The sequence below is a fragment of the Pseudomonas sp. Pc102 genome (genome assembly GCF_018408275.1).
Classification (GTDB): Bacteria; Pseudomonadota; Gammaproteobacteria; order Pseudomonadales; family Pseudomonadaceae; genus Metapseudomonas; species Metapseudomonas tohonis.
This window is the reverse complement of the sequence record NZ_AP021905.1, coordinates 3,139,447-3,164,071: the sequence shown is the minus strand read 5'-3', so window position 1 is coordinate 3,164,071 and position 24,625 is coordinate 3,139,447. Positions and strand designations below refer to the sequence as shown.

The following is a 24,625-nucleotide window of genomic DNA, read 5'->3' as shown; positions in this document are numbered from 1 at the left end:
GGTTGGCTGCCGGCAGGAGGGGTTCCTGCTGCTGGAGGCCAGTATGGAAATCCGATGACGCTCAGGGAATGGAAGGATTAGGATTGCGGAATTCCAGAATCAGGAACAATCCGAAGGCCGCCGACATGCTCAACCGAATGGAAATGCTGCGCATCTTCTGCATCGCCGCCGAGTCCGCCAGCTTCCGCGAAGCCGCCACGCGCCTCGGCGCCTCCCCGCAGACGGTGACCCGGGCGATCAAGGACCTGGAGCAACTGGTGGGCGAGCCGCTGTTCCATCGCAGCACGCGCCAGGTGCAGATCACCGCCTACGGCGAACTGCTGGCAGCCCAGGCGCGGGAGACCCTGGGCAGCTTCGACCAGCTGTTCCAGCGCCACGTCCGCCGCGGCCGGGACGAGATGGCCGGCCGCGTGGGCGTCACCGCACCGCGCTCCATCGGCCGGCGCTTCGTGCTGCCGCTCTTGGCCGAGTTGCAGCGCGAGCACCCGGAGATCGTGCTGGACATGCGCCTCTCGGACCAGATGACCGACTCGGTCGACGAGCAGATCGACATCGGCGTGCGCATGGGCTTCATCCGCGACCGCCGCTACATCGCGCGACCCACGGCGACCGTGCCGCTCTACGTGGTGGGGGCGCCGGCACTGGTCGAGCGCGTCGGCGCCCCGGAAGACATCGACGCCCTGAACCGGCTGCCGACCACCGCGCTGATCGACGGCAACACCGGGCGCCTCTGGCCCTGGACCTTCGCCGAGGGCCGCCAGCTGCAACCGCAGCGTGCCGCCTTCACCACCGACGACCAGGAGTGCGAGTGCGAGGCGGTGCTGGCGGGCGTCGGCTTCGGGCAACTGCCCAGCTACCTGGTGACGCCGCACATCCGCAGCGGACGCCTGGTGCGGGTGCTGGTCGACGACGAATCGCCGTCCTGGGAGATGTTCGTCTACCGGCCCCAGCGCGGGCCGGTATCGCCACGGGTAAGGCGGGTGTTCGACCGCCTGGTGGAACGGCTTTCCGACCCGCAATGGGTGCCGCTGGAGCCGTAGGATGGCGTAGAGCGCAGCGAAACCCATCGATCCGTGGTCCCCACGGCATGGGCTTCGCACGGCCCTAGCCATCCGACGGCTGCAGTTGCGGGATCACTCGGCGATATCGATGACGATCTTGCCGAAGGCCGTGCCCTGCTCCACCGCGTCGTGGGCGTCGTGGGCCGTGGCCAGGGTGAAACGGCGCGGGTCGAGGATGGGCTTGAGCTTGCCGGCCTCCACCAGGCGCGTGGCGTCGGCGAGGACTTCGCCGTGGTGGGCGCGGCCTTCACCGGTGAGCATCGGCAGCAACACGAACACGCCATTGACGGTCGCCGCCCGCAGCGAGGATGGCGCCAGGCTGTGGGTGCCGAAGGCGGCACAGCTGACCACATGGCCGCGGATGCGCACCGACTCCAGGGCGTCGTCGAGGGAGCTGCCGCCCACGGTGTCGTAGACCACGTCGAAACCCTTGCCACCGGTGAAGGCCGCGACGTAATCGGCCGCCTTGGTGGTGTGGTAGTCGATGGGCGTGGCGCCCAGGCCGCGCACCATCTCGTGCTTGGCCGGCGAGGCGGTGGCGAAGACCTCGGCGCCGAAGGCCTTGGCGATCTGCACGGCGATATGGCCCACGCCGCCGGAACCACCGGTGACCAGCACCGTCTGCCCGGCGTGCAGGCGCGCGCTGTCCACCAGGCCTTCCCAGGCGGTGAGGAACACCAGCGGCAGTGCCGCGGCTTCGCGCATGCTCAGGTTCTTCGGCTTCAGCGCCAGCAGGCGCCAGTCCACCGCGGCGAACTCGGCCAGGGTGCCTTGCAGGCCGCGCACGCCACCGACCAGGCCGTAGACCTCGTCACCGACCTTGAAGCGGCTGACGCCCGCGCCCACCGCCTCGACCACGCCGGCCAGCTCGGTGCCGAGCACCGCCGGCAGCACCGGGTCGGCATAGGGCGCCCGGCCGGTGCGGATCTTGTAGTCGATGGGGTTGACCCCGCTGGCCTCGATACGCACCAGGACCTGTCCCTCGCCGGCGACCGGGCGGGCGATCTCCTGCTGGGTGAAACGGCCGCTCTGGTAATCCTCGAGCACGAGGGCGCGCATGGTGACGGGGTTGGACATGGTTTCACTCCTTGCAATCAGTCTCGCCGGGGTCTGCCCCGGCATCCGGCGCCCACTATAGAGCCGCCGCGAGGGCGAGGAAACAAGGACGCCGCCCCACCGGGCGTCAGCGCAACGGCAAGCATCGACATCACTGATACTCACCATCAGCCCCTTTCAATTCTCCGATTGCCAGCGCACCGGCAAGATTCGCTCATCGGCCTTGTGCCCCATGAACCGAGATGCCAGCCATGACCGCCCACTCGAAATTCGTCGACAGCAGCTACCTGGTCACCCACGTCACCCTGGATGAATTCCATCTGCACTTCGAAACCGAAGTCGCCGTGTGCCAGGAGGACGGCACCTTCGAGATGCTCCAGGCCCCGACGCCCATCGCCGAGCGTCGTGCCCTGCGCCAGCTGATCCGCAACCAGGCCGCCTGATTCCGGCGGCCCGGTCGCGCCGCCTCAGGCCTTGACCTGGGCGGGGAACGGCAGGGTCCGCAAGCGCACGCCCACCGCCGCATGGAGGGCGTTGGCCAGTGCCGGCGCCAGGGGCGGCACCCCGGGTTCACCCACACCGGTGGGCTGCTCGGTGGACGGTAGGATGTGCACCTCCACGGCCGGCATCTCGTTGATCCGCAACACCTGGAAGTCGTGGAAGTTGGATTGCTCCACCACTCCGTCCTTCAGCGTCACCGCGCTGTGCAGCGCCGCCGCCAGGCCAAAGCCAATACCGCCCTCCATCTGCGCCCGGATCACGTCGGGGTTGATCGGCACGCCGCAATCCACGGCGCAGACCACGCGATCCACCTTGTAGGCGCCATCGGCCTTCACCGTCACCTCCACCACCTGCGCCACGTAGCTGCCGAAGGATTCGTGCACGGCGATCCCGCGACCGCGCTTCTCGCCCTCGCCACCGGCCTTGAGCGGCTGCTTCCAGCCCGCCTTGTCCGCCACCAGTTCCAGCACGCCACGATGGCGCGGATGCTTCTCCAGCAGCGCATGGCGGTAGTCGTAAGGGTCCTTGCCGGCGGTGGTCGCCGCTTCGTCGATCAGCACCTCGGCAGCGAAACCGGTGTGGGTGTGGCCCACCGAGCGCCACCACTGCACCGGGACGTGGATGTCCTCGGGGGTGGCCAGCTCCACCTGCAGGTTGGGCACGGCGTAGGAGAGGTTCGCCAGCCCTTCCACCGAGGTGTTGTCGATGCCGTCCTTGATCAGGAAGGACTCCATGCCGGTGCCCTTGATGATGGACTGGCCGACGATGCGGTGATGCCAGGCCAGCAGCTTGCCCTCGGCGTCCAGCGCCAGGCGCGCGCGGTGCAGGTAGGCCGGGCGGTAGTAGCCGCCCCGGGTATCGTCCTCGCGGGTCCAGACCAACTTCACCGGCGCCTTGATGCCCTTGTCGCGCGCAGCCTTGGCCACCGCCACCGCCTCCAGCGGGTAGTCGGAAAGCGGGTTGGCGCGGCGGCCGAAGCTGCCGCCGGCGTAGAGCTGGGTGATGGCGACCTTCTCCACGGGGATGCCCAGGTATTTGGCCACGGTCACCTGGTCACCAGTCTGCCACTGCTCGCCGTTCCACAGCTCGCAGGCACCGTCGGAGAGCCGGACCAGGCAGTTCATCGGCTCCATCGCCGCGTGGGCCAGGTAGGGGAATTCGAAGTCCGCCTCGATCAGCTTCGCCGGCTTGGCCAGCGCGGCCTCCACGTCACCGGTGCGCGCGGCCATCAGCCCGGGCTTGCCAGCGCTTTCGCGGTATTTGGCGAAGATCTCGGCGCTGCCCAGCTTGAAGGCCTTGCTCTCGTCCCATTCGATGACCAGCGCGTCGCGCCCCTGGCGCGCGGCCCAGGTGTTCTTCGCCAGCACGGCGACCCCGGCGCGGCCATGGGGCAGGTCGCGGAACTCGACCACCTCCACCACACCGGCGATGGCCTTGGCCTTGCTCGCGTCCACCGTCTTCGGCACGCCGCCGAAGCGCGGCGGGTAGGCGACCACCGCCACCAGCATGCCGGGCAGCTTGAAATCCTGGGTGAAGACGGCACTGCCGTTGGTCTTGTCGTGGCTGTCCTTGCGCTTGGCGGTCATCTGGCCGATGAGCTTGAAGTCCTTCGGCTGCTTGAGCTTCACCTCGGTGGGCACCGATTCCTGCGCGGCCGCCTCGGCCAGCTCGCCGAAGCCGGCCTTGTTGCCGGAGGCGGCATGGGCGACCACGCCATCGCTGACGGTGATGGCCTCGGCCGGCACCTTCCACTTCTTGGCGGCGGCGGCCACCAGCATGGCGCGTGCGCTGGCACCGGCCTTGCGCATCTGCTCGAAGGAGTTGGCCATGGCGCTGCTGCCACCGGTGCCCTGCAGGGTGCCGAAGGCCAGGTTGTTGTAGACGGCGGCGTTGGCCGGCGCGCCTTCGACCACCACACGGCTCCAGTCGGCGTCCAGCTCCTCGGCCACCAGGGTGGCGAGGCCGGTGTAGGCGCCCTGCCCCATTTCCACGTGCTTGGCGACCACGGTCACGGTGCCGTCGCGAGCGATGCGCACGAAGGCGTTGGGTTCGAAGCGCGCATCGGCGGCGAACATCTCGGCAGCGTCCAGGAGCGGCGAGAAGAGCACGCCCAGGGCCAGCCCGCCGCTGCCCTGCAGGAAGGTCCGCCGGCTGATGTTGAGGATGCCGTTGCCCGGCGTGCTCTGGGTTTCGATCTTGCCCATGTCGTCGTTCCTCAGGCCAGCTGGCCGGCTGCTTCGTGGATGGCCGCACGGATGCGCACATAGGTGGCGCAGCGGCAGATGTTGCCGCTCATGGCGGCATCGATGTCGGCGTCGCTGGGTTTGCGGTTGCCCGCCAGCAGAGCCGTGGCCGCCATGATCTGCCCCGACTGGCAGTAGCCGCACTGCACCACGTCGAGCTTGCGCCAGGCTTCCTGTACCGCCTTGCCCACTTCGCCCTCGCCCACCGCCTCGATGGTGGTGATCTTCTTGCCCACCAGCATGGATACCGGCGTGATGCAGGCCCGCGTCGGCTGGCCATCCACGTGCACGGTGCAGGCCCCGCACAGGGCCATGCCGCAGCCGTACTTGGTGCCGGTCATCTCGGCGACGTCGCGCAATGCCCAGAGCAGCGGCATGTCGGGGGCGATATCGAGTTCCTTGTCTTGACCATTCAGGTTCAGGGTGATCATCGGCTTTTCCACCTCTACGGGTATGGATTCATGGGGCGCCGGCCACGGTCGGGCCGGTTCAGGGCACGGTTGTTTCAGGGTAGAAGCTCGCCGGCCGTCCCTGCGCCTTTGCGGCGACGGGACGACCAGCGGAGCGGTATCAGGCGCTCTGGCGCAGGCGGGCGATATCGCGCTGTGGCGGCTCGCCGAACAGACGGCTGTATTCGCGGCTGAACTGCGAGGGGCTCTCGTAGCCCACGCGGCTGCCGGCGGTGGCGGCGTCCAGGGCCTCGGAAAGCATCAGCCGGCGCGCCTCCTGCAGGCGCAGCTGCTTCTGGAACTGCAGCGGACTCATCGCGGTGACCGACTTGAAGTGATGGTGCAGCGCCGAGGTGCTCATGTTCACCTCACCGGCCAGGGCACCGATCTGCAGCGGGCGGTGATAGTTGTTCTTCAACCAGCTGACGGCCTTGGCGATGCGCTGGGTGTGGCTGCCGACACAGGCGATCTGGCGCAGTTGCGCGCTGCGCTCGCCCAGCAGCAGGCGATAGAGGATCTCGCGCTCGACCAGCGGCGCCAGCACGGCGATGTCATCCGGGGTGTCGAGCAGGCTCACCAGGCGGATCAGCGCATCCTGCAGCGGCTCGTCCAGGCTGCACACCGAAATGCCGCGCGCGGAGCTGGTGACCATGGGCGAGCGCTCCATCTCCAGGAGCATCTGGCTGATGAGCGCGGGCTCCAGGTTCAGGCGCAGGCCGAGGTAGGGCACCTCGGGGCTGGCATCGAGGATCTGGCCGATCACCGGCAAATCGAGGGAGACGATCAGGTACTGGGATTGGCCATAGATGTAGGTCTCGTCGTTGAGCATGGCCTGCTTGCGACCCTGCACCACGATGCCCAGGGCGGGCTCGTAGAGACAGTGGATGGGCTCGGTGGCGGTGCTGGCGCGGAACAGCGACAGGCGCGGGATGGGCGTCTCATGGATGCCGTCCTCCCGGGTGAATCGTTCAATCAATCGTGCGAGGCGTGCCTGCGCGCCCAGGGGAGCGCTGTGCCCCTGCTCTTCGAGGGTTGCGGGTGTGGTCATGGTTTCAGCCCTCCGGATCAGGCGACAACTCTACTTGCGCGCGCGGGGCGCGTCTCGGGCCCGGAAACACTTCGGCAGGATCAGGCAATAATTCTGCAGAATCCTGCTACCGAAGCGGCCACCGGCAGTCGCAGACTGGCGCCCCTTCGACCCCGGGCCGATTCCGCCCAAACGAAATCCGGCGCACGAGGCGCCGGATCGGGTACAGCAGTCGCGGTTCAGTCGGCGACGTGGATGACCACGCGGCCACCGGCCGGGCAGGTTTCCATGTAGCGGCTCGCCTCGACGAAGTCGGCGAACTCGAAGACCCGGTCGATGCTCGGCTTGAGCAGGCGGTCACCGGTCATCTGGTTGATGTGCGCCAGGGCCCGCTGCACGGCAGCCTCGTCACGCTCCAGGCCGGTTTCCGGATCACCGGTGAAATCCATCACGCAGTGGCGGAAGAACTGCAGGTGCTTCTTGAAGGCGGCGCAGGCCGGGAAGGCCGCATCGTTGCCACCGTTGATGCCATAGAGGATCAGCTTGCCGCGCGGCGAGGCGACATCGCCCAGCAGCTTCATCTGCGGGCCGGCGCACTGGTCCAGCACCACTTCGACGCCCTTGCCGGCGGTGAAGCGCTCGACCTCCAGGACCAGATCCTGCTCCTCGGTGACGATGACCTTGTCGGCGCCCAGCTCTTTGAGGAACGGGCGGCTCTCCGGGTAGCTGGTGGAGGCGATGACGATCGCCCCCAGCGCCTTGGCCAGCTGCACCGATTGCGGCGCCAGGCAATGCCCGGCCTCGGTGATCAGCACGTGCTGCCCGGGCTTGACCTTGGCCAGCTCGACCAGGGCGAAGTAGCCCAGCAGCAGCGGCGTGTAGTGCACGGCGGCCTCGACCGGGGTCAGCACGTCCGGGTAGCGGGTCAGGGCGCGGCGCGGCATCAGCACGATGTCGCCCCAGGCCGGATAGGTATTGGGGGTGGCGGACGGAAAGCTGGCCACGGCCATGCCGGGCTGCAGGTCGTCGACGCCTTCGCCGACGGCCTCTACCACACCGGCCAGCTCGAAGCCGAGCCCGGCAGGCAGCCGGGCCTGTTCGGAGGCCAGGTTCTGCCGCCAGAGCACGTCTTTCCAACTGACGCCCAGCGCCTGGGTGCGCACCAGAACTTCGCCGAACCCCGGTTTGGGGGTGGGCAGCTCTTCCAGCTTGAGCACATCGGCCTCGCCGAATTGATGAAAACGGATCATGCGGGACATCACACACCTCGCCTGTGACTCTGTCATGGCCATGGACTCTATCCGGGCTTTATCCCTAAAACCACCCGCGCGCATCAATAGTTGTCATAAACACGGATGATGTGAGCCTTGACGACCGCGCTGCAGAGCCTCATTTTTCACACACTCATTTCGGAAGTAGCCCTGCATGAACAGGAACGACCTACGTAGAGTTGACCTCAATCTACTGATCGTGTTCGAGACGCTCATGCATGAGCGCAGCGTGACACGGGCGGCGGAGAAGCTCTTCCTCGGCCAGCCCGCCATCAGTGCAGCCCTCGCGCGGCTGCGTACCCTCTTCGATGACCCGCTGTTCGTGCGCACCGGCCGCAGCATGGAGCCGTCCGCCCGCGCGGTGGAGATCTTCGCCCTGCTCTCCCCGGCCCTGGACTCCATTTCCACGGCCGTGAGCCGGGCCGCCGATTTCGACCCGGCCACCAGCAACGCGGTGTTCCGCATCGGCCTTTCCGACGACGTCGAGTTCGGCCTGTTGCCCGCCCTGCTCCGCCGCCTGCGTGCCGAAGCGCCGGGCGTGGTGCTGGTGGTGCGCCGCACCAACTACCTGCTGATGCCCAACCTGCTCGCCTCCGGCGAGATCTCCGTGGGTGTCAGCTACACCGACGAGCTGCCGGCCAACGCCAAGCGCAAGACCATCCGCCGCTCCAAGTCCAAGCTCCTGCGTGCCGACGCCGTACCCGGGCCGCTGAGCCTGGAGGACTACTGCGCGCGCCCCCACGCGCTGGTGTCCTATGCGGGCGACTTGTCCGGCTTCGTCGACGAGGAGCTGGAGAAACTGGGACGCAAGCGCCGCGTGGTGCTGGCCGTGCCCCAGTTCAACGGCCTCGGCGCCCTGCTCGCCGGGACCGACATCGTCGCCGTGGTGCCGGACTACACCGCCGCCGCCCTCACCGCCGCCGGTGGCCTGCGCGTGGAGGACCCGCCCTACGGCAGCCGCGCCTTCGAACTGTCCATGGCCTGGCGCGGCGCCCAGGACAACGACCCCGCCGAGCGCTGGCTGCGCTCGCGCATCCAGATGTACTGCGGCGACCCGGACAGCCTGGAGTGATCCGCACTCGCGTGCACAGCGCTCCCCGCGCCACCGAACCCGTAGGGTGGGCCGGGCGGCGTTCCGCTTCAGCCCACCCATGGTCGCCGCGCCAAAGCTTCGCGAGCAGAGCTCGCTCCTACAGCACCGCTTGGCGACTGAAGTCGCCCCTACAGCCCCGCCGCACGTACGCGACCGCTGCGTAGGGTGGATGACGCTTTTTTCATCCACCAGCGGAGCCCGCCATGACACTGACGGGAGCGGTTTCAACCGCGAAAGGCTTCGCGAATGAATTCGTTCCTACAAGAAGCACCCGCGCGCCCCGAATCGATGAAAAGCAACAGCCATTCGCTTCTATCGATAGAACCGCCCCGATTCGCCGTTGCAAGCAATCCCGTGAATGCTCGAAAACTGTGCGGCGGACCGCTGAAATCCCCATTCCAGTGCGGTTTTCCAGGGCAAGCCACTTACTATCAATGGAAAAAAACGATTCATCACTGACGGTGATATTTATCTTCGTGGCGTTCGATTCGTGCACGAACGAGCCAGCCAGCAGACTCCGCCCATCTACAAATCCAATTGGCGGAGCTACACATGGAACAGTCCACGAAATCCACCTGGCGAACCGGCCTCACCCTCGCATCCCTGCTGGTGCTGGTGGCGTGCGGTAAAGCCCCCGAAGCCACGCTTGCACCCGCTGCCGCCAAGGTCAGCGTGGCCGAAGTGCTGCAACAGCCGATCAACGAATGGGACGAATTCACCGGCCGCCTGGAGGCACCGGAATCCGTCGAGATCCGCCCGCGCGTCTCCGGCTACATCGACAGCGTGTCCTTCCGCGAAGGCAGCCTGGTGAAGAAGGGCGACCTGCTCTTCCAGATCGACCCGCGCCCCTTCCAGGCCGAGGTGAAACGCCTCGAAGCCCAGCTGCAACAAGCCCGCGCCAGCCAGACCCGCGCGCTGAACGAAGCCCGTCGCGGTGACCGCCTGCGCCAGAGCAACGCCATCTCCGCCGAGCTGGCCGATGCCCGCAGCAGCGCCGCCCTGGAAGCCCAGGCCGCCGTTGCCGCCACCCAGGCCGAGCTGGACAACGCCAAGCTCAACCTCAGCTTCACCCGCATCACCTCGCCCATCGACGGCCGCGTCAGCCGCGCCGAGATCACCGAAGGCAACCTGGTCAACGCCGGCCAGTCGCTGCTGACCTCGGTGGTGTCCACCGACAAGGTCTACGCCTACTTCGATGCCGACGAGCGCGTCTTCCTCAAGTACGTCGAACTGGCCCGCCAGGCCGGCGGCGACGCCCGTGGCGCCAGCCCCGTCTACCTGGGCCTGACCAGCGAGACCGGCAACCCGCACCTGGGCCAGCTGGACTTCCTCGACAACCAGGTCAACCCGCGCACCGGCACCATCCGTGGCCGCGCCGTGTTCGACAACAAGGACGGCCGCTTCACCCCCGGCCTCTATGCGCGCATCAAGCTGGTGGGCAGCGAGACCTACCCCGCCGCGCTGATCAAGGACGACGCCATCGGCACCGACCTGGGCAAGAAGTTCGTGCTGGTGCTGGGCGAGAACAACACGGTCGCCTACCGCTCCATCGAGCTCGGCCCGAAGGTCCAGGGCCTGCGCATCATCCGCAACGGCCTGGCCAAGGGCGAGAAGATCGTGGTCAACGGCCTGCAGCACACCATGCCCGGCGCCACCGTCGATCCGCAGTCCGTGCCCATGGCCGACGAGAGCACCCTCGCCGAGCTGGCCCGCCTGCGCCAGAGCGTGGAAAGCCGCGACGCGCCCCGCGTCGCCGAACAGAACGCCAAACCTGCCGTCGCTCCGCGCGGTTGAGGTAGCACGACATGAATTTTTCCCAGTTCTTCATCCTGCGGCCGATCTTCGCCGCCGTGCTGTCGCTGCTGATCCTGATCGGCGGCGCCATCTCGCTGTTCCAGCTGCCCATCAGCGAATACCCCGAAGTGGTTCCGCCGACGGTGGTGGTGCGCGCCAACTTCCCCGGCGCCAACCCCAAGGTGATCGGCGAGACCGTGGCATCCCCCCTGGAGCAGGCCATCGTCGGCGTCGAGGGCATGCTCTATATGTCCTCCCAGTCCACCAACGACGGCAAGCTGACCCTGACCATCACCTTCGCCCTGGGCACCGACCTGGACAACGCCCAGGTGCAGGTGCAGAACCGCGTCACCCGCACCATGCCCACCCTGCCCACCGAGGTGCAGCGGCTCGGCGTGACCGTGGACAAGGCCTCCCCGGACCTGACCATGGTGGTGCACCTGACCTCGCCCGATAACCGCTACGACATGCTCTACCTGTCCAACTACGCCGCGCTCAACGTGAAGGACGAGCTGGCGCGCCTGGACGGCGTGGGCGACGTGCAGCTGTTCGGCATGGGCAACTACTCCCTGCGCGTCTGGCTGGACCCGAACAAGGTGGCCTCGCGCAACCTCACCGCCACCGACGTGGTCAACGCCATCCGCGAGCAGAACCGCCAGGTCGCCGCCGGTGCCCTCGGCGCGCCGCCGTCCGATGCCGGCAACAGCTTCCAGCTCTCGATCAACACCCAGGGCCGCCTGGTCACCGAGGAAGAGTTCGAGAACATCATCATCCGCGCCGGCGACGACGGCGAGATCACCCGCCTGCGCGACGTGGCGCGCATCGAGCTGGGCTCCAGCCAGTACGCCCTGCGCTCGCTGCTGAACAACCAGCCGGCCGTGGCCATCCCGGTGTTCCAGCGCCCCGGCTCCAACGCCATCGAGATCTCCGACTCCGTGCGCAGCCGCATGGCCGAGCTGAAGAAGAGCTTCCCCCAGGGCATGGACTACGAAATCGTCTATGACCCGACCATCTTCGTGCGCGGCTCCATCGAGGCGGTGGTGCACACCCTGCTCGAAGCCATCGTGCTCGTCGTGCTGGTGGTGATCCTGTTCCTGCAGACCTGGCGCGCCTCGATCATCCCGCTGGTGGCCGTACCGGTCTCGCTGATCGGCACCTTCGCGGTGATGCACCTGTTCGGCTTCTCCCTCAACGCCCTGTCGCTGTTCGGCCTGGTACTGGCCATCGGCATCGTGGTGGACGACGCCATCGTCGTCGTAGAGAACGTCGAGCGGAACATCGGCCTCGGCAAGTCGCCGGTTGACGCCACCCGCCAGGCCATGAAGGAAGTGACCGGCCCCATCGTCGCCACCGCCCTGGTGCTGTGCGCCGTGTTCGTGCCCACCGCCTTCATCTCCGGCCTCACCGGGCAGTTCTACCAGCAGTTCGCCCTGACCATCGCCATCTCCACCGTGATCTCGGCCTTCAACTCGCTGACCCTGTCCCCGGCGCTGGCCGCCGTACTGCTGAAGGACCACCACGCGCCCAAGGACCGCTTCTCGCGCATCCTCGACAAGCTCTTCGGTGGCTGGCTGTTCGGCCCGTTCAACCGCGTCTTCGAGCGTGCCGGCAATGGCTACGTCGGCACCGTGCGCCGCGTGCTGCGCGGCAGCTCGGTGGCCCTGCTGATCTACGGCGGCATCCTGGTACTCGGCTACATGGGCTTCTCCAGCACCCCGGCCGGCTTCGTGCCGCAGCAGGACAAGCAGTACCTGGTGGCCTTCGCCCAACTGCCCGACGCCGCCACCCTGGACCGCACCGAGGCCGTGATCAAGCGCATGTCCGAGATCGCCTCCAAGCACCCGGGCGTGGAAAACACCGTGGCCTTCCCCGGCCTGTCGATCAACGGCTTCACCAACAGCCCCAACAGCGGCATCGTGTTCACCCCGCTCAAGCCCTTCGATGAGCGCCGTGACCCGTCCATGTCCGCCGGGGCCATCGCCGCCGAGCTGAACAAGGAGTTCGCCGGCATCCAGGACGCCTACATCGCCATCTTCCCGCCGCCGCCCGTACAAGGCCTCGGCACCATCGGCGGCTTCCGCCTGCAGGTGGAGGATCGCGGCAACCTGGGCTACGAGGAGCTGTACAAGCAGACCCAGAACATCATCAACAAGGCGCGCCAGCTCCCCGAGCTGAACCCCATGTCGGTGTTCACCAGCTACCAGGTCAACGTCCCGCAGGTGGATGCCAACATCGACCGCGAGAAGGCCAAGACCCATGGCGTCGCCATCAGCGACATCTTCGACACCATGCAGGTCTACCTCGGCTCGCTGTATGCGAACGACTTCAACCGCTTCGGCCGCACCTACCAGGTCAACGTCCAGGCCGACCAGCCGTTCCGCCTCGAACCCGAGCAGATCGGCCAGTTGAAGGTGCGCAACAACCGTGGCGAGATGATCCCGCTGTCCACCTTCGTCAAGGTCGACAACGCCTCCGGTCCCGACCGCGTGATGCACTACAACGGCTTCATCACCGCCGAGATCAACGGCGCTGCGGCCCCCGGCTACAGCTCCGGCCAGGCCGAGGCGGCGATCGCCAAGCTGCTGCAGGACGAGCTGCCCAACGGCATGACCTACGAATGGACGGACCTGACCTACCAGCAGATCCTCGCCGGCAACACCGCGATCTTCATCTTCCCGCTCTGCGTACTGCTGGCCTTCCTGGTGCTGGCCGCCCAGTACGAAAGCTGGAGCCTGCCGCTGGCGGTGATCCTGATCGTGCCGACCGTGCTGTTCTCCGCCATCGTCGGGGTGATCCTCGCCGGTAGCGACAACAACATCTTCACCCAGATCGGCCTGATCGTACTGGTGGGCCTGGCGTGCAAGAACGCCATCCTCATCGTCGAGTTCGCCAAGGAGAAACAGGAAGAAGGCCTCGACCGCCTGGCCGCGGTACTGGAAGCCTGCCGCCTGCGTCTGCGCCCGATCCTGATGACCTCCATCGCCTTCATCATGGGCGTGGTGCCCCTGGTGCTGTCCTCCGGTGCCGGCGCCGAGATGCGCCACGCCATGGGTGTAGCGGTGTTCAGCGGGATGATCGGCGTGACCTTCTTCGGCCTGCTGCTGACCCCCGTGTTCTATGTGCTGATCCGCGGCTTCGTCGAGAAAGGCGAAGCCCGCAAGGCGGCCAAGGCCCAGAAACTCAAGGAACTGCACGCATGATCAACAAGGCTTTCGCCCCTGCCCTGCTGGCCCTCGCCTTGAGCGCCTGCGCCGTGGGCCCGGACTACAAGGCCCCCGACAGCGAGCCCGCGCGGCTCGCTGCCGCGGACGCCGGCCACTACGACCGCGCCCGCTTCGAAACCCTCTGGTGGCAACAGTTCGACGACCCGACCCTGAACCAGCTGGTGCAGCAGTCCCTCGAACAGAACCGCGAGCTGCGCGTGGCCTTCGCCCGCCTGCGGGCCGCCCGCGCCATCCGCGACGACGTCGGCAACGACCAGCTGCCGACCATCACCAGCCGCGCCAGCGCCGAAGTCGGCAAGGGCCAGCAGCCCGGCCAGACCGAGCAACGGGTCAACGCCGAGCGCTACGACCTGGGCCTGGACATGGCCTGGGAGCTGGACCTGTTCGGCCGCATCCAGCGCCAGATCGAAGCCAGCGATGCCGAGATCGGCGTCGCCCAGGCCGAGCTGCAACAGCTGCAGGTCAGCCTGATCGCCGAGCTGGTGGACGCCTACGGCAACCTGCGAGGCGCCCAGCTGCGTGAACGCATCGCCCGCGAGAACCTGAAGAACCAGCAGGAATCCCGTGGCCTGACCGAGCAGTTGCGTGACGCCGGCGTCGGCAACGAGCTCGACGTGCTGCGCGCCGACGGCCGCCTGGCCGCCACCGAGGCCACCCTGCCGCAACTGCAGGCCCTCGAAGTGCGCTCGCGCAACCGCATCGCCACCCTGCTCGGCCAGCGCCCGGAACAGCTGACCGTGGACCTGGCGCCCAAGCCGCTGCCGGTGATCGCCAAGGAACTGCCCATCGGCGACCCCGCCGAGCTGCTGCGTCGCCGCCCCGACGTCGCCGCCGCCGAGCGCCAGCTGGCCGCCGCCACCGCCAATGTCGGCGTGGCCACGGCGGACCTGTTCCCCCGCGTCAGCCTCTCCGGCTTCCTCGGCTTCACCGCCGGGCGCGGCTCGCAGATCGGCTCCTCCGCCGCCCGTGCCTGGGGCGTGGCGCCGACCATCAGCTGGGCCGCCTTCGACCTCGGCAGTGTGCGGGCCCGCCTGCGCGGCGCCGAAGCCGAAGCCGACGGCGCCCTGGCCGGTTACGAGCAGCAGGTGCTGCTGGCCCTGGAAGAGTCCGAGAACGCCTTCAGCGACTACGCCAAGCGCCAGCAGCGGCTGATCTCCCTGGTCCGCCAGTCGGAAGCCACCCGCGCCGCCGCCCAGCAGGCCGCCGTGCGCTACCGCGAAGGCACCGTGGACTTCCTCGTGCTGCTGGACGCCGAACGCGAGCGCCTGGCCGCCGAAGACGCCCAGGCCCAGGCCGAAGTGGAGCTCTACAGCGGCATCGTCGCCATCTACAAGGCCCTCGGCGGCGGCTGGCAACCCCAGGCCTGAAACCTCTCCTCCTGGCTCGGCCGCCCCCCGGCCGACCTCTCGCCCCGCGACGGTGCCCCTGTCGCGGGGCTTTTTTTGCCTGAAGAAATCCACCGGCTCCCTCGCTGGTTTTTGTAGGGTGGATGGCGCTCTTCCCATCCACCAGGCGGTGCCGCCCAGAAGCACCGAGCAATGGCAGCCCTGCGGCCTGCTTGGCGACTGAAGTCGCCCCTACATGCCCTGAGCAACCCGACACCCCGGCACACCCCTGTGGGTGCGAATTCATTCGCGATGGAGCATCCGCCCACCCACAGCCCTGTACCTGCTGCAGGTCTTTCGCGGCTGAAGCCGCTCCCACAAAGAAAGCCCGTAGGAGCGAGCTCTGCTCGCGAAGCTCTTGCTGCACGCTGTAGGGGCGAATTCATTCGCCGAGCGGTGCGCAGCACCGCCAGACACAGCCTCAGCGCAACGGCGAGAAGCGCGCCGGCAGGCATGCGGTGGAGTGCATGTCGCGCAGCTGTGGGCCGGAGTTTTCCGGCGGCCAGACGCCATCGGCCACGGCGCGGGTGCGCACGTCGAGGCGCTGCTCGAGGCTCGCGTAGGGCCAGATGTGCAGGTAGCGCGGGGTGCGCCCGTCGGTGGCGTAGAAGGCCGCATAGACCTGGGAATAGCCCGCACCGGTACGCGGGCCGACCGCCTTCCTCCAGCCCTCCAGGGTCGGCGCCAGGCCGGAGGGAATCAGGTCGTACACCCGCAGCTCGTAGAACGGCCCGTGTGCGCCCGGCGCCAGGGGTTCGAGGAAGGGAAACAGCGTGTAGTTCTCCACCTTCATGTCGGTCATGAAGCCTTCGATGCCGAAGGCATCCCGCGCCAGCAGGTAGCGCTCGCGCTCGGCCTGACGGGCCTGCTCGTCGGCGAAGCCGCGCAGCACGATGACCTGGTTCAGCGGGCCGATCTCCGAGGCCCAGCAACCCATCAGGGTCCAGCCGGGGCTGCCGACGGCCAGGGTCTCTTCCAGGCGCGCCAGGGCATCGGCCGTGGTGCGCACGCGCAGGGTGAAGGTGATCAGTTCGAACAATCGCATGGGTGCCTCGTGGTCCGTGGTTCATGGAAGTACGCCGGCGGGCCCGTGCCCGCCGCCTTGGAACCGGGGCCACGAGGCGCGCTCACGCCTCCTGCAGCGCCCCGTTGAAACGCGGGGCGAGCCCCATCAGGTCGAGCTTGCGGGTGAACTCGCCGAGGCGTTGCAGCTTGTAGGCCTCCACGTCCACGCCCGCGTAGTCGTAGAAACCCTGCCCCTCGCGCAGGCCGTTGCGCCCCTCGTGCATGTTGTCGGCGATCACCTGGGGCGAGGCGAAGCGCGGGTCGAGGGCGCCGGCCAGGTAGCGCGAGGCGTAGTAGAGGATGTCGCCACCGCCCCAGTCGATGAACTCCAGCAGGCCCAGCACCGAGAAGCGCAGGCCGAAGCCGACGCGGATCGCCGTGTCGATGTCCTCGGCGCTGGCCACGCCCTCTTCCACCATGCGCGCGGCCTCGTTCATCGCCAGGGCCTGGATGCGCGGCACGATGTAGCCCGCCGCCGGGGCGCAGAGCACCGGCACCTTGCCCACCCGGCGCAACAACGCCAGCAGGCGCTCGACCACAGCGCCGTCGGTGGCTGCACTGCGGCTCACCTCCACCAGCGGGATCAGGTAGGCGGGGTTGAGCCAATGGGCATTGACGAAGCGCCCGGGGTGGCTGACCAGCCCGGCCAGATCGGTGACCAGGAATGTGGAGGTGGTCGAAGCGATGATGCAGTCCGCGCCGCACTGCCCGCTCAGCCAGGCGAAGCACTCGCGCTTGACCTCCAGCACCTCGGGCACCGCCTCGAACACCAGCTCCGCGCAGGCCAGGTCGCCCCGCGCCTGGTCGCGGTCGCACAGGCGCACGCGGCCCAGCGCCTCGTCCGCCTGCCCAGCGTCGAGCACGCCGAGGCGCACCAGGGTCTGCAGCTCAAGGGCCAGGCTGGCGCGCACCTTGGCGAAGTACAGCCGCTGCTGCTCGGGCTCGCGGGCCTTGATGTCGATGAGGGTCACCGGCAGCCCGGCATGCATGAAGGCCAGGGCGATGCCTTCGCCCATGCGCCCGGCGCCGACCACGGCGATGCGCGCGGCCATCAGTGGATGCCCTCGCGCAGCAGCTCGGCCATCTCCGCGCGGCTGAGGCCGGCCAGGCCCAGGCGTTCCAGGGTGCGGCCCTCGGCATAGAGGTCGAAGCCGGCCACCGCCGAGGCGATGCTCAGCAGGCCCTGGGCGACGGGCATCGGCACGCCGGCCCAGCGGCCGACCGAGACCAGAAAGGACAGGCCCAGGCGGGTGTCTTCGAGCATGTAGCGGTGGCGCTGCAGGTCGATGTCCTCGCGCCAGTCGCCACTGTCGGTGAGCTTGCCGTGGGCGCCACGGCCGTACATCCACTCATCGCCCTCGGTGGTGTTGTAGTGGTCGGCCAGGGGGAAATGTGGCGCCGGGTAGCCGAGGGCCTCACGCAACGCCATGCGCTCGGCATCCAGCGCGGTGGTCACGCGGCGGATGGCCGGCTGGGTGCCTTCGTTGTGGATGTCCCAGGTCTCGAAGTGCTCCAGCGGGGCGGCGTTCATCAGGATCAGCGGCGGGTGGATGATCGGCCCGGCATTCATCAGCGCGCCGGCGAGGCCATCCTCGATCGGCTCGACGCTCGGGTAGGCCTGGCGCAGCAGGGCGAAGGCCGGCTCGGCCAGGCGGCTGGGGAACACCCCGGTGGGCAGGCGCGTGGCGTAGCCGCTGATCACCACGTCCGCCGCGCCATGCTTGCGGGCGAGGTAGGGCAAGGTGCCGGTCTCGGCGAAGGCCACTTCGGCGCGGTTACCGGCCTCGTGCATGGCCTTGGCGAACAGGTAGCTGCCGAAGGTGCCGGGCGGCAGGAACACCACCTGGCCGTCGCGCAGCAACGGGGCCATTTCCGGTGCCAGGCTCTCATGGGTGGTGGACGGCAGCGGGACCACCAGCAGCTCGGCGAAGGCCACGGCTTCGGCCAGGTCGTCGGTCAGGCCGAGGTTGGCGCCCTCGCCGCCCACCGCCACCTGGCGGGTGCCCCGGTAGTCCTTCACGGTGAGGCTGCCGATCGCCGCCAGTTCCTTGAGCGCCACTCCGTCACGCCGCCACAGGCATACGCGATGGCCCTTCTCCGCCAGTTCGATGGCTGCTGCGTAGCAACCGTGTCCACCGCCGATAACGCTGATATTCATGGGTCAAGCTCCTCGTTCAAGAGCCTCGATCCTAGGGGGCCCACCCGCCACCGGCTGCGCGGGATGCGCAAGGAGGATTCGGAATGTGCAACCGATTGCACACCCTGGATTCGACACCGCGTCGTTGATCGGAAAAGGCACGATGCTGCGGCTCACCGTGGGAGCGGCTTCAGCCGCGAAAGGTCCACCGCTGGCACCTGGCTGCCAATGGCCGGATATTCCATCGCGAATGAATTCGCTCCCACGGGGTGGGCAACGGCGTGTGGCTCGACATCGCCGCGTGGATGAAGGAGCGCCATCGTTCCGTGGGTTCCCGCGTTCGCGAGAATGAGGAGTCCCTTTAGCGGCCTGAGCCGGGGCACAAAAAAACCACGCCGGCATGACCACCGGCGTGGTTGAAAACAGCGGGGAAAATCGGGTGAATCCCCGCCGCAACCGGGAGCCTCAGCCTTCCAGGGCGCGGACGCGATCGCGGCGCGCTTCTTCATCCGGCTTGGCGGCGGCCTGCAGCTGGAAGTCGAAGTCGATCTCGGCGAAGCGCCCTTCGATGCCGCGGGCGTCGGCTGCGGCGGCGTCCTCGATGAAGCGCACCTCGGCCACCAGGCCTTCGCGGGTGGCGTAGGCGAAGTCGTCCCACAGGTACTGGTCGCCCGAGAGGTTGATCTGGGTGGTCAGGTGGCGATGGCCGGGGGCGGAGATGAAGAAGTGGATGTGCGCCGGGCGGTTGCCGTGGCGACCCAGGCTGTCGAGCAGCTCCTGGGTCGGGCCGTCCGGCGGGCAGCCGTAGCCGGAGGGCACGATGCTGCGGGCGCGGTAGCGGCCTTCGCTGTCGGTGATGATGCGGCGGCGCAGGTTGAACTCGGACTGGGTGCTGTCGAAGTAGGAATAGGTGCCATTGGTATTGGCGTGCCACAGGTCGACGGTGGCGCCGGCGATGGGCTGGCCGTCGGCGTCCAGCACCTGGCCCTGGAGGAACAGCACGGTGCCCGGGTCGGTGCCATCGTCCATGCGTGCCTCGCCCTCGGACAGCGGCGCACCGGCCACGTAGAGCGGGCCTTCGATGGTGCGCGGGGTGCCGCCGCTGTAGCCGGCGGCTTCGTCCTGGGCGTCCAGCAGCAGGTCGAGGTAATGCTCGACGCCGAGGCCGGCCACCAGCAGGCCGGCTTCCTGGCGGCTGCCCAGGCGGTTGAGGTAGTCCACCGCCTTCCAGAATTCCTCGGTGGTCACATCCAGGTCCTCGATGATCTTCACGGTGTCGAGGAGGATGCGGTTCACCAGCGCCTTCATGCGCGGGCTGCCCTGGTCGTTGTCGAGGCCGGAGGCTTGCTTGAAGAACTGCTGGACGCTTTCGGTCTGGGAGAGTTTGACAGTCATGGTTGGAACCTCATCTTGTAGTTATTGGCCGGGCTTGGCTGGGGCGATGCGGCGATCAGCGATCGTCCTGGTGGATCGACGAAGGGTGGCGGCAGAGCCCGTCGACCTCGATCTCCATGTAGGGGAACAGCGGCAACTGCATCAGGGTGTCATGCAGCTCCTCGACGCTGGCCAGGTCGAACACGCTGTAGTTGGCGTAGTGCCCGGCGATGCGCCACAGGTGGCGCCACTTGCCCTCGCGCTGCAGGCGCTGGGCCAGTTCCTTCTCGTCGGCCTTGAGCTTCGCGGCCTTGTCCGGGTCCATGTCGAGCGGCAGCTTCACGGTCATCTTCACGTGGAACAGCATGCGTGTGTCTCCTTCTTCAGGCGGTATCAGGTGCGACGGAAGCGCGCCAGGCGCTCCTCGTCCAGGGTCAGGCCGAGGCCGGGCAGGCGCGGTACGTGCAGCTGGAAGTCCTCGTAGCGCGGTGGCTCGGTGACGATCTCCTCGGTCAGCAGCAGCGGGCCGAACAGCTCGGTGTCCCAGGCCAGCTCGGCCAGGGTGATGAAGGCGTGGGCGGAGGCCAGGGTGCCGACGCTGCCTTCGAGCATGGTGCCGCCGTAGAGGCCGATCCCGGCCGCCTCGGCAATCGCGGCGGTGCGCAACACGGCGCGCGGGCCGCCGTTCTTGGCGATCTTCAGGGCGAACACCGGGGCCGCGCCTTCACGGGCCAGGTTGAAGGCGTCCTCGACGCACTCGATGGATTCGTCCGCCATGATCGGTGCCGGGCTGCGCAGCGCGAGGCGGGCCTGGCCGGCGCGGTTGTTGCGCGAGATGGGCTGCTCGATCAGGTCGATGCCGTTGTCGCCGAGCACCTGGCAGGCGCGCAGGGCCACGGCCTCGTCCCAGTACTGGTTGACGTCCACGCGCACGCTGGCGCGGTCGCCCAAGGCCTTCTTGATGGCGATGACGTGGCGCAGGTCCTGGTTCACCTCGTTGGCGCCGATCTTCAGCTTGAAGATGCGATGGCGGCGCACCTCCAGCATGTGTTCACCCTCGGCGATGTCGCGGGCGGTGTCGCCGCTGGCCAGGGTCCAGGCCACTTCCAGGCTGTCGCGCACGCGGCCGCCGAGCAGCTCGCTCACCGGCAGGCCCAGGCGCTTGCCCTGGGCGTCCAGCAGCGCGGTCTCCACTGCCGAGCGGGCGAAGGTGTTGCCGGTGATGGTGCGGTCGATACGCTGCATCGCGGCATTGATGTTGCTGGCGTCCTGGCCGACCAGCAGCGGCGCGAAGTAGCGGTCGAGGTTGGTCTTGATGCTCTCGGGGCTTTCGTAGCCATAGGCCAGGCCGCCGATGGTGGTGGCTTCGCCGATGCCTTCGATGCCGTCGGCGCAGCGGATGCGCAGGATCACCAGGGTCTGGTTCTGCATGGTGTGCATCGCCAGCTTGTGCGGGCGGATGGTCGGCAGGTCGACGATGATCGCTTCGAGGGACTCGATCGCGGTAGAAATCATTTCAATACCCATCAGGTTCTGTTTTCAATGAACCGGAGCCTAAATCCACGATTGAACCGGTTCCAATATTGAGTTTGTCTGGCACCATACTCGCCAGGTATAGAACCAGCACCACGGAGATCCCATGGAGCTTCGCCATCTGCGCTACTTCCAGGCACTCGCCGAAACCCTCAACTTCACCCGTGCCGCCGAGCGCCTGCATATCGCCCAGCCACCCTTGAGCCGGCAGATCCAGCAGCTCGAGGAAGAACTCGGCGTCACCCTGCTCGAGCGCGGCCGCCCGTTGCGCCTGACCGAGGCCGGGCGCTTCTTCCATGAGCACTCCAGCGCCCTGCTGGAGCAACTGGCCAAGGTCTGCGACAACACCCGGCGCATCGGCCAGGGCGAGAAGACCTGGCTGGGCATCGGCTTCGCCCCCTCGACCCTCTACGGCGTGCTGCCGGAGCTGATCCGCCGCCTGCGCAGCGATGCCGAGCTGGAGCTGGGCCTCAACGAGATGACCACGCTGCAGCAGGTGGAAGCGCTCAAGGCCGGGCGCATCGACATCGGCTTCGGCCGCATCCACATCGAGGACCCGGCCATCCAGCAGCAGGTGCTGACCCTGGACCCGCTGGTCGCCGCCCTCCCCGCCGGCCACCCGCTGCTGGCCGCCCCGGCGAGTCTCGAGGCCCTCGCTCGCGAGCCCTTCGTGCTCTACCCGGGCAACCCGCGGCCGAGCTACGCCGACCATGTGCTCGCGCTGTTCGCCACCCACGGCTTGCAGATCCGCGTGGCGCAGTGGACCAACGAACTGCAGACCGCCATCGGCCTCGTCGCCGCCGGCATCGGCATCACCCTGGTGCCCGCCTCGGTGCAGCTGCAGCACCGCGACGACATCGGCTACACCCGCCTGCTGGAAGGCAACGCCACCTCGCCGATCATCATCAGCCGCCGCGTCGGCGACAGCTCCCCGGCCTTGGCGGACTGCCTGGCGCTGATCGAGCAACTGGTGACGCAGGACGCCTGAGCACGCAGGCGCATCGCAATAAAAAAGGCCCGCAAAGGAGTGGCCGGGCCGAGGTGAAAACAAAGGGGTTGGTACAGGACGCGGGCTCACTACCCGCACGATCCGTAGGAGCGAGCTCTGCTCGCGAAGCGCCCTCATGCGGGCTCGCAATCCGTGCCTGTCGGGGCCGCCCGCAGCACATAGGATGGACCGTTCGTAGGATGGGTAGAGCGGAGCGAAACCCATGCTGTGTCGGGGCCGCTGCGCATCCCTTGGCGAATGAATTCGTCCCTACGGGCTGGGTCCGGCCCGGGCGCGCGCTTCCGGCCTTTGCAGGAAGCGACGACGCCGGGCCGGTCCTTCATGCCCCGCTCCTCAGAACTTGAAGGTGTAGGTGGTGATCAGGCGGTTCTCCTTGTAGTCCGCCCCCGAGGCCGCGCCGTTGCCGTAGCGGGTCTTGACGTCGATGTTGCGCCACTCGAAGCCGACACCCTTGAGCGGGCCGCTCTGCACCACGTAGCTGAGGAAGATGTTGCGTTCGCTCTCGACGTTCTCGTCCAGCGCGTTGTTGCCCCGGTCGATGCCGGTGCCGCGCATGTAGCGGGTCATCAGCTTGAGGCCGGGCACGCCGTAGCCGGCGAAGTCCAGGTCGTAGCGCAGCTGCCAGGAGCTCTCGTTGGGCTTGACGAAGGCGACGGTGGACCAGTTCACCAGGTACGGCTGCGGCGCATAGCCATTGAGGGTGGGGAAGGTGCTGTCGCCGAGCATGCGCTGGTAGCCGACGCCGATGGCGTGGGCGCCCTTGCGCAGGGTGGTCATGGCCCCGTAGGAACGGTTGTCGATCTCGCCGTAGAGCGCCTTGCCGTCCTCCTTGTTGTCGAAGTAGCGCAGGTCGGTCTTCAGGCCGAAGCCGTCCCCCAGGTCGGCGTTATGGGTCAGGCCGCCGTAGTGCTGCTCGTAGATGTCCTCCAGCTGGCCGTAGAAGTAGGTGGCCGAGAGCGAGGGGCTGAAGGCGTAGGTGGCGCCGCCGAAGTTGAGGCCGTCGCTGCGGCGTTTGATGTCCGGGCCATTGAACAGGTACATCTTCTCCCGGTCGGACGACTCGCGGCCGCTGATCTCGGTGAAGCGCCCGCCGGTGAGGGTGAGCTTGTCGATCTCGCGGGATTCGACCAGGAAGCCGTGGTAGGTGGTGACCAGTTGCCGCGAGTCGTCCATGAAGGCCACCGGCAGCATCGGCCGGTGCTCGCCGATCTTCAACTCGGTCTTGGAGTACCTGACCTTGGCGGTCAGCGCGGCGCGGCCATAGTCGCGCACCTGCTCACCCTTGCTGTCGTCGTAGGGGATGATGCTGTCCGGGCCACGGCCACCGCCGCCATCCAGGCGATAGGCATATTGCGCGGACAGATCGAGGCCGAACTGAATGGGGCCTTCGGTATAACCGGAGATGGCGCGGAAGTCGAAACCCTGGGTCCAGCTGCCGATACGCGACTTCGGTGCATCGCTCTGCTTGTAATCACGGTCGATATAGAAGTTGCGCAAGCCGAGGCTCACTTGCCGATCATCGATGAAGTCCGCCTGGGCGGTAATCGGCGCGAGCGCACCCATCAGGCTCGCGGCAGCAACGCCGCGGGCCAGCCAGCTTTTCTGAAACATGGGATGTTCCTTTAATACATGTGCAAGGCACTAGAGTGGGAGCAGATTAATTGGCAAATCAGCAAACGCAGGCAGTTAATCCGCAGTGTTGTTTTTATGACCACTTACTGCAAAAAGGCGAAACAGACCCTGTTACCCGAACAGAAGTAACGGGCACCCTCCTTTATTGTTATGTGTTTCATACAGCAGACTTTGCGCGGGAATAACTCGCAAAGTTTCCGGTAACGAGTACCGAAACCTTCAATACCGGGACGTTGCTCGCCCCCGGTCTCCGGCCCGTGTCAGCAGGCCGCCTTGGAAGCGTCGCCGAGGCGGTGGTAGGCGCGGTCGAAGTACACCAGCCCCTCCCGGTTGTCGCCGTGGCGGATACCCAGCACCTCGCAGTAGAAGATGGTGTGCGAACCCACTTCATGGGCCTGGGCGATGCGGCAGTCGAAGCTCACCAGCGCGCCGTCCAGCAACGGGGCGCCGCTCTCCAGGGTGCTCCAGCTGGCTGCGGCGAAACGCTGCTCGGAATCCAGTTCGCGGTTGGCGAATACCGCCGAGATGTCCTTCAGCTCGGCGCTCAGCACATTGACGCTGAGCACGCCGTTGCTCTTGAAGTGCACGTTGGAGAACGAGGAGCGGTTCATGCACACCAGCAGCGTCGGCGGCTGGTCGGTGACGCTGCACACCGCCGAGGCGGTGAAGCCGAAGCGCCCGGCGGCGCCATTGGTGGTGATGACCGAGACGGCGCCGCCCAGCAGCGCCATTGCATTACGAAATCCCGTGGTGTCGACCATGGTTCTACCC

General features: G+C 67.5%; 20 protein-coding genes. 7 read left to right on the top strand and 13 right to left on the bottom strand.

The annotated features are described in order from the left end of the window. Positions 1-125 precede the first annotated feature (125 nt). Positions 126-1,040: a LysR family transcriptional regulator gene (locus tag PHLH3_RS14660; protein ID WP_213630168.1), complete on the top strand. Its 915-nt coding sequence runs from the start codon at positions 126-128 to the stop codon at positions 1,038-1,040. A gap of 93 nt (positions 1,041-1,133) precedes the next feature. Here PHLH3_RS14660 and PHLH3_RS14655 read toward each other — a convergent pair whose 3' ends face one another. Continuing rightward, complete coding sequence (locus PHLH3_RS14655) at positions 1,134-2,138, bottom strand: zinc-dependent alcohol dehydrogenase family protein (protein WP_213630166.1); 1,005 nt, start codon at positions 2,136-2,138, stop codon at positions 1,134-1,136. 230 nt (positions 2,139-2,368) lie between these two features. Between PHLH3_RS14655 and ptrC the strand changes: the two genes are divergently transcribed. Continuing rightward, the gene (gene ptrC, locus PHLH3_RS14650; RefSeq protein ID WP_173178088.1) at positions 2,369-2,560 is read left to right on the top strand and encodes a type III secretion system co-regulatory protein PtrC; all 192 of its coding nucleotides are present in this window, start codon (positions 2,369-2,371) and stop codon (positions 2,558-2,560) included. A gap of 24 nt (positions 2,561-2,584) precedes the next feature. Here the strand turns inward: ptrC and PHLH3_RS14645 are convergent, their stop codons facing one another. From PHLH3_RS14645 to PHLH3_RS14630, 4 genes are all read right to left on the bottom strand, one after another. Beyond that, positions 2,585-4,822, bottom strand: a complete 2,238-nt coding sequence (locus PHLH3_RS14645; RefSeq protein WP_213630164.1) for a xanthine dehydrogenase family protein molybdopterin-binding subunit — start codon at positions 4,820-4,822, stop codon at positions 2,585-2,587. 11 nt (positions 4,823-4,833) lie between these two features. After that, the gene (locus PHLH3_RS14640) at positions 4,834-5,292 is read right to left on the bottom strand and encodes a (2Fe-2S)-binding protein (protein WP_213630162.1); all 459 of its coding nucleotides are present in this window, start codon (positions 5,290-5,292) and stop codon (positions 4,834-4,836) included. A 139-nt stretch (positions 5,293-5,431) separates the two neighbouring features. Beyond that, positions 5,432-6,358 (bottom strand): AraC family transcriptional regulator, encoded by a 927-nt coding sequence (locus PHLH3_RS14635; protein ID WP_213630160.1) that lies wholly within the window; start codon positions 6,356-6,358, stop codon positions 5,432-5,434. A 218-nt stretch (positions 6,359-6,576) separates the two neighbouring features. Continuing rightward, entirely contained in the window at positions 6,577-7,596 is a 1,020-nt protein-coding gene (locus PHLH3_RS14630) for a zinc-dependent alcohol dehydrogenase family protein (protein ID WP_111262690.1), read from the bottom strand. 166 nt (positions 7,597-7,762) lie between these two features. On the opposite strand from PHLH3_RS14630, the gene PHLH3_RS14625 reads away from it, so the two are divergent. The 4 genes from PHLH3_RS14625 to PHLH3_RS14610 all read left to right on the top strand — a co-directional run bounded on the left by PHLH3_RS14625 (position 7,763) and on the right by PHLH3_RS14610 (position 15,086). Next, positions 7,763-8,680, top strand: coding sequence for a LysR family transcriptional regulator (locus PHLH3_RS14625; RefSeq protein WP_228723450.1), 918 nt, complete (start codon positions 7,763-7,765; stop codon positions 8,678-8,680). 573 nt (positions 8,681-9,253) lie between these two features. After that, complete coding sequence (gene mexE, locus PHLH3_RS14620; RefSeq protein WP_173178082.1) at positions 9,254-10,495, top strand: multidrug efflux RND transporter periplasmic adaptor subunit MexE; 1,242 nt, start codon at positions 9,254-9,256, stop codon at positions 10,493-10,495. An 11-nt stretch (positions 10,496-10,506) separates the two neighbouring features. Beyond that, the gene (locus tag PHLH3_RS14615) at positions 10,507-13,695 is read left to right on the top strand and encodes an efflux RND transporter permease subunit (protein WP_213630158.1); all 3,189 of its coding nucleotides are present in this window, start codon (positions 10,507-10,509) and stop codon (positions 13,693-13,695) included. Further along, on the top strand, positions 13,692-15,086 hold the full coding sequence (locus tag PHLH3_RS14610) for a TolC family protein (RefSeq protein ID WP_213630157.1): 1,395 nt from the start codon (positions 13,692-13,694) through the stop codon (positions 15,084-15,086). Before PHLH3_RS14615 ends, PHLH3_RS14610 begins: the two co-directional genes overlap by 4 nt. Positions 15,087-15,525: 439 nt before the next feature. Here PHLH3_RS14610 and PHLH3_RS14605 read toward each other — a convergent pair whose 3' ends face one another. The 6 genes from PHLH3_RS14605 to PHLH3_RS14580 all read right to left on the bottom strand — a co-directional run bounded on the left by PHLH3_RS14605 (position 15,526) and on the right by PHLH3_RS14580 (position 21,195). Beyond that, positions 15,526-16,149, bottom strand: a complete 624-nt coding sequence (locus tag PHLH3_RS14605; protein ID WP_213630156.1) for an NIPSNAP family protein — start codon at positions 16,147-16,149, stop codon at positions 15,526-15,528. Between the two features lie 82 nt (positions 16,150-16,231). After that, positions 16,232-17,224 carry a 3-hydroxybutyryl-CoA dehydrogenase gene (locus PHLH3_RS14600; RefSeq protein ID WP_244863071.1) on the bottom strand — a complete coding sequence of 331 codons (993 nt, stop codon included), beginning with the start codon at positions 17,222-17,224 and terminating at the stop codon, positions 16,232-16,234. Continuing rightward, a complete protein-coding gene (locus PHLH3_RS14595; RefSeq protein ID WP_213630154.1) occupies positions 17,221-18,327 on the bottom strand; it encodes an NAD/NADP-dependent octopine/nopaline dehydrogenase family protein in 1,107 nt (368 codons plus the stop codon). The genes PHLH3_RS14600 and PHLH3_RS14595 overlap by 4 nt, the downstream gene beginning before the upstream one ends. Positions 18,328-18,771: 444 nt before the next feature. Beyond that, positions 18,772-19,701, bottom strand: coding sequence for a catechol 1,2-dioxygenase (gene catA, locus PHLH3_RS14590; protein WP_213630153.1), 930 nt, complete (start codon positions 19,699-19,701; stop codon positions 18,772-18,774). 55 nt (positions 19,702-19,756) lie between these two features. Then, on the bottom strand, positions 19,757-20,047 hold the full coding sequence (gene catC, locus PHLH3_RS14585; RefSeq protein ID WP_021217318.1) for a muconolactone Delta-isomerase: 291 nt from the start codon (positions 20,045-20,047) through the stop codon (positions 19,757-19,759). A gap of 26 nt (positions 20,048-20,073) precedes the next feature. After that, a complete protein-coding gene (locus tag PHLH3_RS14580; protein WP_213630152.1) occupies positions 20,074-21,195 on the bottom strand; it encodes a muconate cycloisomerase family protein in 1,122 nt (373 codons plus the stop codon). A gap of 124 nt (positions 21,196-21,319) precedes the next feature. Between PHLH3_RS14580 and PHLH3_RS14575 the strand changes: the two genes are divergently transcribed. After that, complete coding sequence (locus PHLH3_RS14575; RefSeq protein ID WP_173178074.1) at positions 21,320-22,201, top strand: LysR family transcriptional regulator; 882 nt, start codon at positions 21,320-21,322, stop codon at positions 22,199-22,201. A 354-nt stretch (positions 22,202-22,555) separates the two neighbouring features. Here PHLH3_RS14575 and PHLH3_RS14570 read toward each other — a convergent pair whose 3' ends face one another. After that, a complete protein-coding gene (locus PHLH3_RS14570; RefSeq protein WP_213630151.1) occupies positions 22,556-23,833 on the bottom strand; it encodes an OprD family porin in 1,278 nt (425 codons plus the stop codon). A gap of 281 nt (positions 23,834-24,114) precedes the next feature. Further along, on the bottom strand, positions 24,115-24,615 hold the full coding sequence (locus PHLH3_RS14565) for a flavin reductase (protein WP_111262706.1): 501 nt from the start codon (positions 24,613-24,615) through the stop codon (positions 24,115-24,117). Between the last annotated feature and the right edge of the window lie 10 nt (positions 24,616-24,625).

Bases quoted from the DNA above. Each gene is read 5' to 3' on its own strand.
- PHLH3_RS14660 (WP_213630168.1), top strand. From the start codon at position 126: ATGCTCAACCGAATGGAAATGCTGCGCATCTTCTGCATCGCCGCCGAG.
- PHLH3_RS14655 (WP_213630166.1), bottom strand. From the start codon at position 2,138: ATGTCCAACCCCGTCACCATGCGCGCCCTCGTGCTCGAGGATTACCAG.
- ptrC (WP_173178088.1), top strand. From the start codon at position 2,369: ATGACCGCCCACTCGAAATTCGTCGACAGCAGCTACCTGGTCACCCAC.
- PHLH3_RS14645 (WP_213630164.1), bottom strand. From the start codon at position 4,822: ATGGGCAAGATCGAAACCCAGAGCACGCCGGGCAACGGCATCCTCAAC.
- PHLH3_RS14640 (WP_213630162.1), bottom strand. From the start codon at position 5,292: ATGATCACCCTGAACCTGAATGGTCAAGACAAGGAACTCGATATCGCC.
- PHLH3_RS14635 (WP_213630160.1), bottom strand. From the start codon at position 6,358: ATGACCACACCCGCAACCCTCGAAGAGCAGGGGCACAGCGCTCCCCTG.
- PHLH3_RS14630 (WP_111262690.1), bottom strand. From the start codon at position 7,596: ATGTCCCGCATGATCCGTTTTCATCAATTCGGCGAGGCCGATGTGCTC.
- PHLH3_RS14625 (WP_228723450.1), top strand. From the start codon at position 7,763: ATGAACAGGAACGACCTACGTAGAGTTGACCTCAATCTACTGATCGTG.
- mexE (WP_173178082.1), top strand. From the start codon at position 9,254: ATGGAACAGTCCACGAAATCCACCTGGCGAACCGGCCTCACCCTCGCA.
- PHLH3_RS14615 (WP_213630158.1), top strand. From the start codon at position 10,507: ATGAATTTTTCCCAGTTCTTCATCCTGCGGCCGATCTTCGCCGCCGTG.
- PHLH3_RS14610 (WP_213630157.1), top strand. From the start codon at position 13,692: ATGATCAACAAGGCTTTCGCCCCTGCCCTGCTGGCCCTCGCCTTGAGC.
- PHLH3_RS14605 (WP_213630156.1), bottom strand. From the start codon at position 16,149: ATGCGATTGTTCGAACTGATCACCTTCACCCTGCGCGTGCGCACCACG.
- PHLH3_RS14595 (WP_213630154.1), bottom strand. From the start codon at position 18,327: ATGAATATCAGCGTTATCGGCGGTGGACACGGTTGCTACGCAGCAGCC.
- catA (WP_213630153.1), bottom strand. From the start codon at position 19,701: ATGACTGTCAAACTCTCCCAGACCGAAAGCGTCCAGCAGTTCTTCAAG.
- catC (WP_021217318.1), bottom strand. From the start codon at position 20,047: ATGCTGTTCCACGTGAAGATGACCGTGAAGCTGCCGCTCGACATGGAC.
- PHLH3_RS14580 (WP_213630152.1), bottom strand. From the start codon at position 21,195: ATGATTTCTACCGCGATCGAGTCCCTCGAAGCGATCATCGTCGACCTG.
- PHLH3_RS14575 (WP_173178074.1), top strand. From the start codon at position 21,320: ATGGAGCTTCGCCATCTGCGCTACTTCCAGGCACTCGCCGAAACCCTC.
- PHLH3_RS14570 (WP_213630151.1), bottom strand. From the start codon at position 23,833: ATGTTTCAGAAAAGCTGGCTGGCCCGCGGCGTTGCTGCCGCGAGCCTG.
- PHLH3_RS14565 (WP_111262706.1), bottom strand. From the start codon at position 24,615: ATGGTCGACACCACGGGATTTCGTAATGCAATGGCGCTGCTGGGCGGC.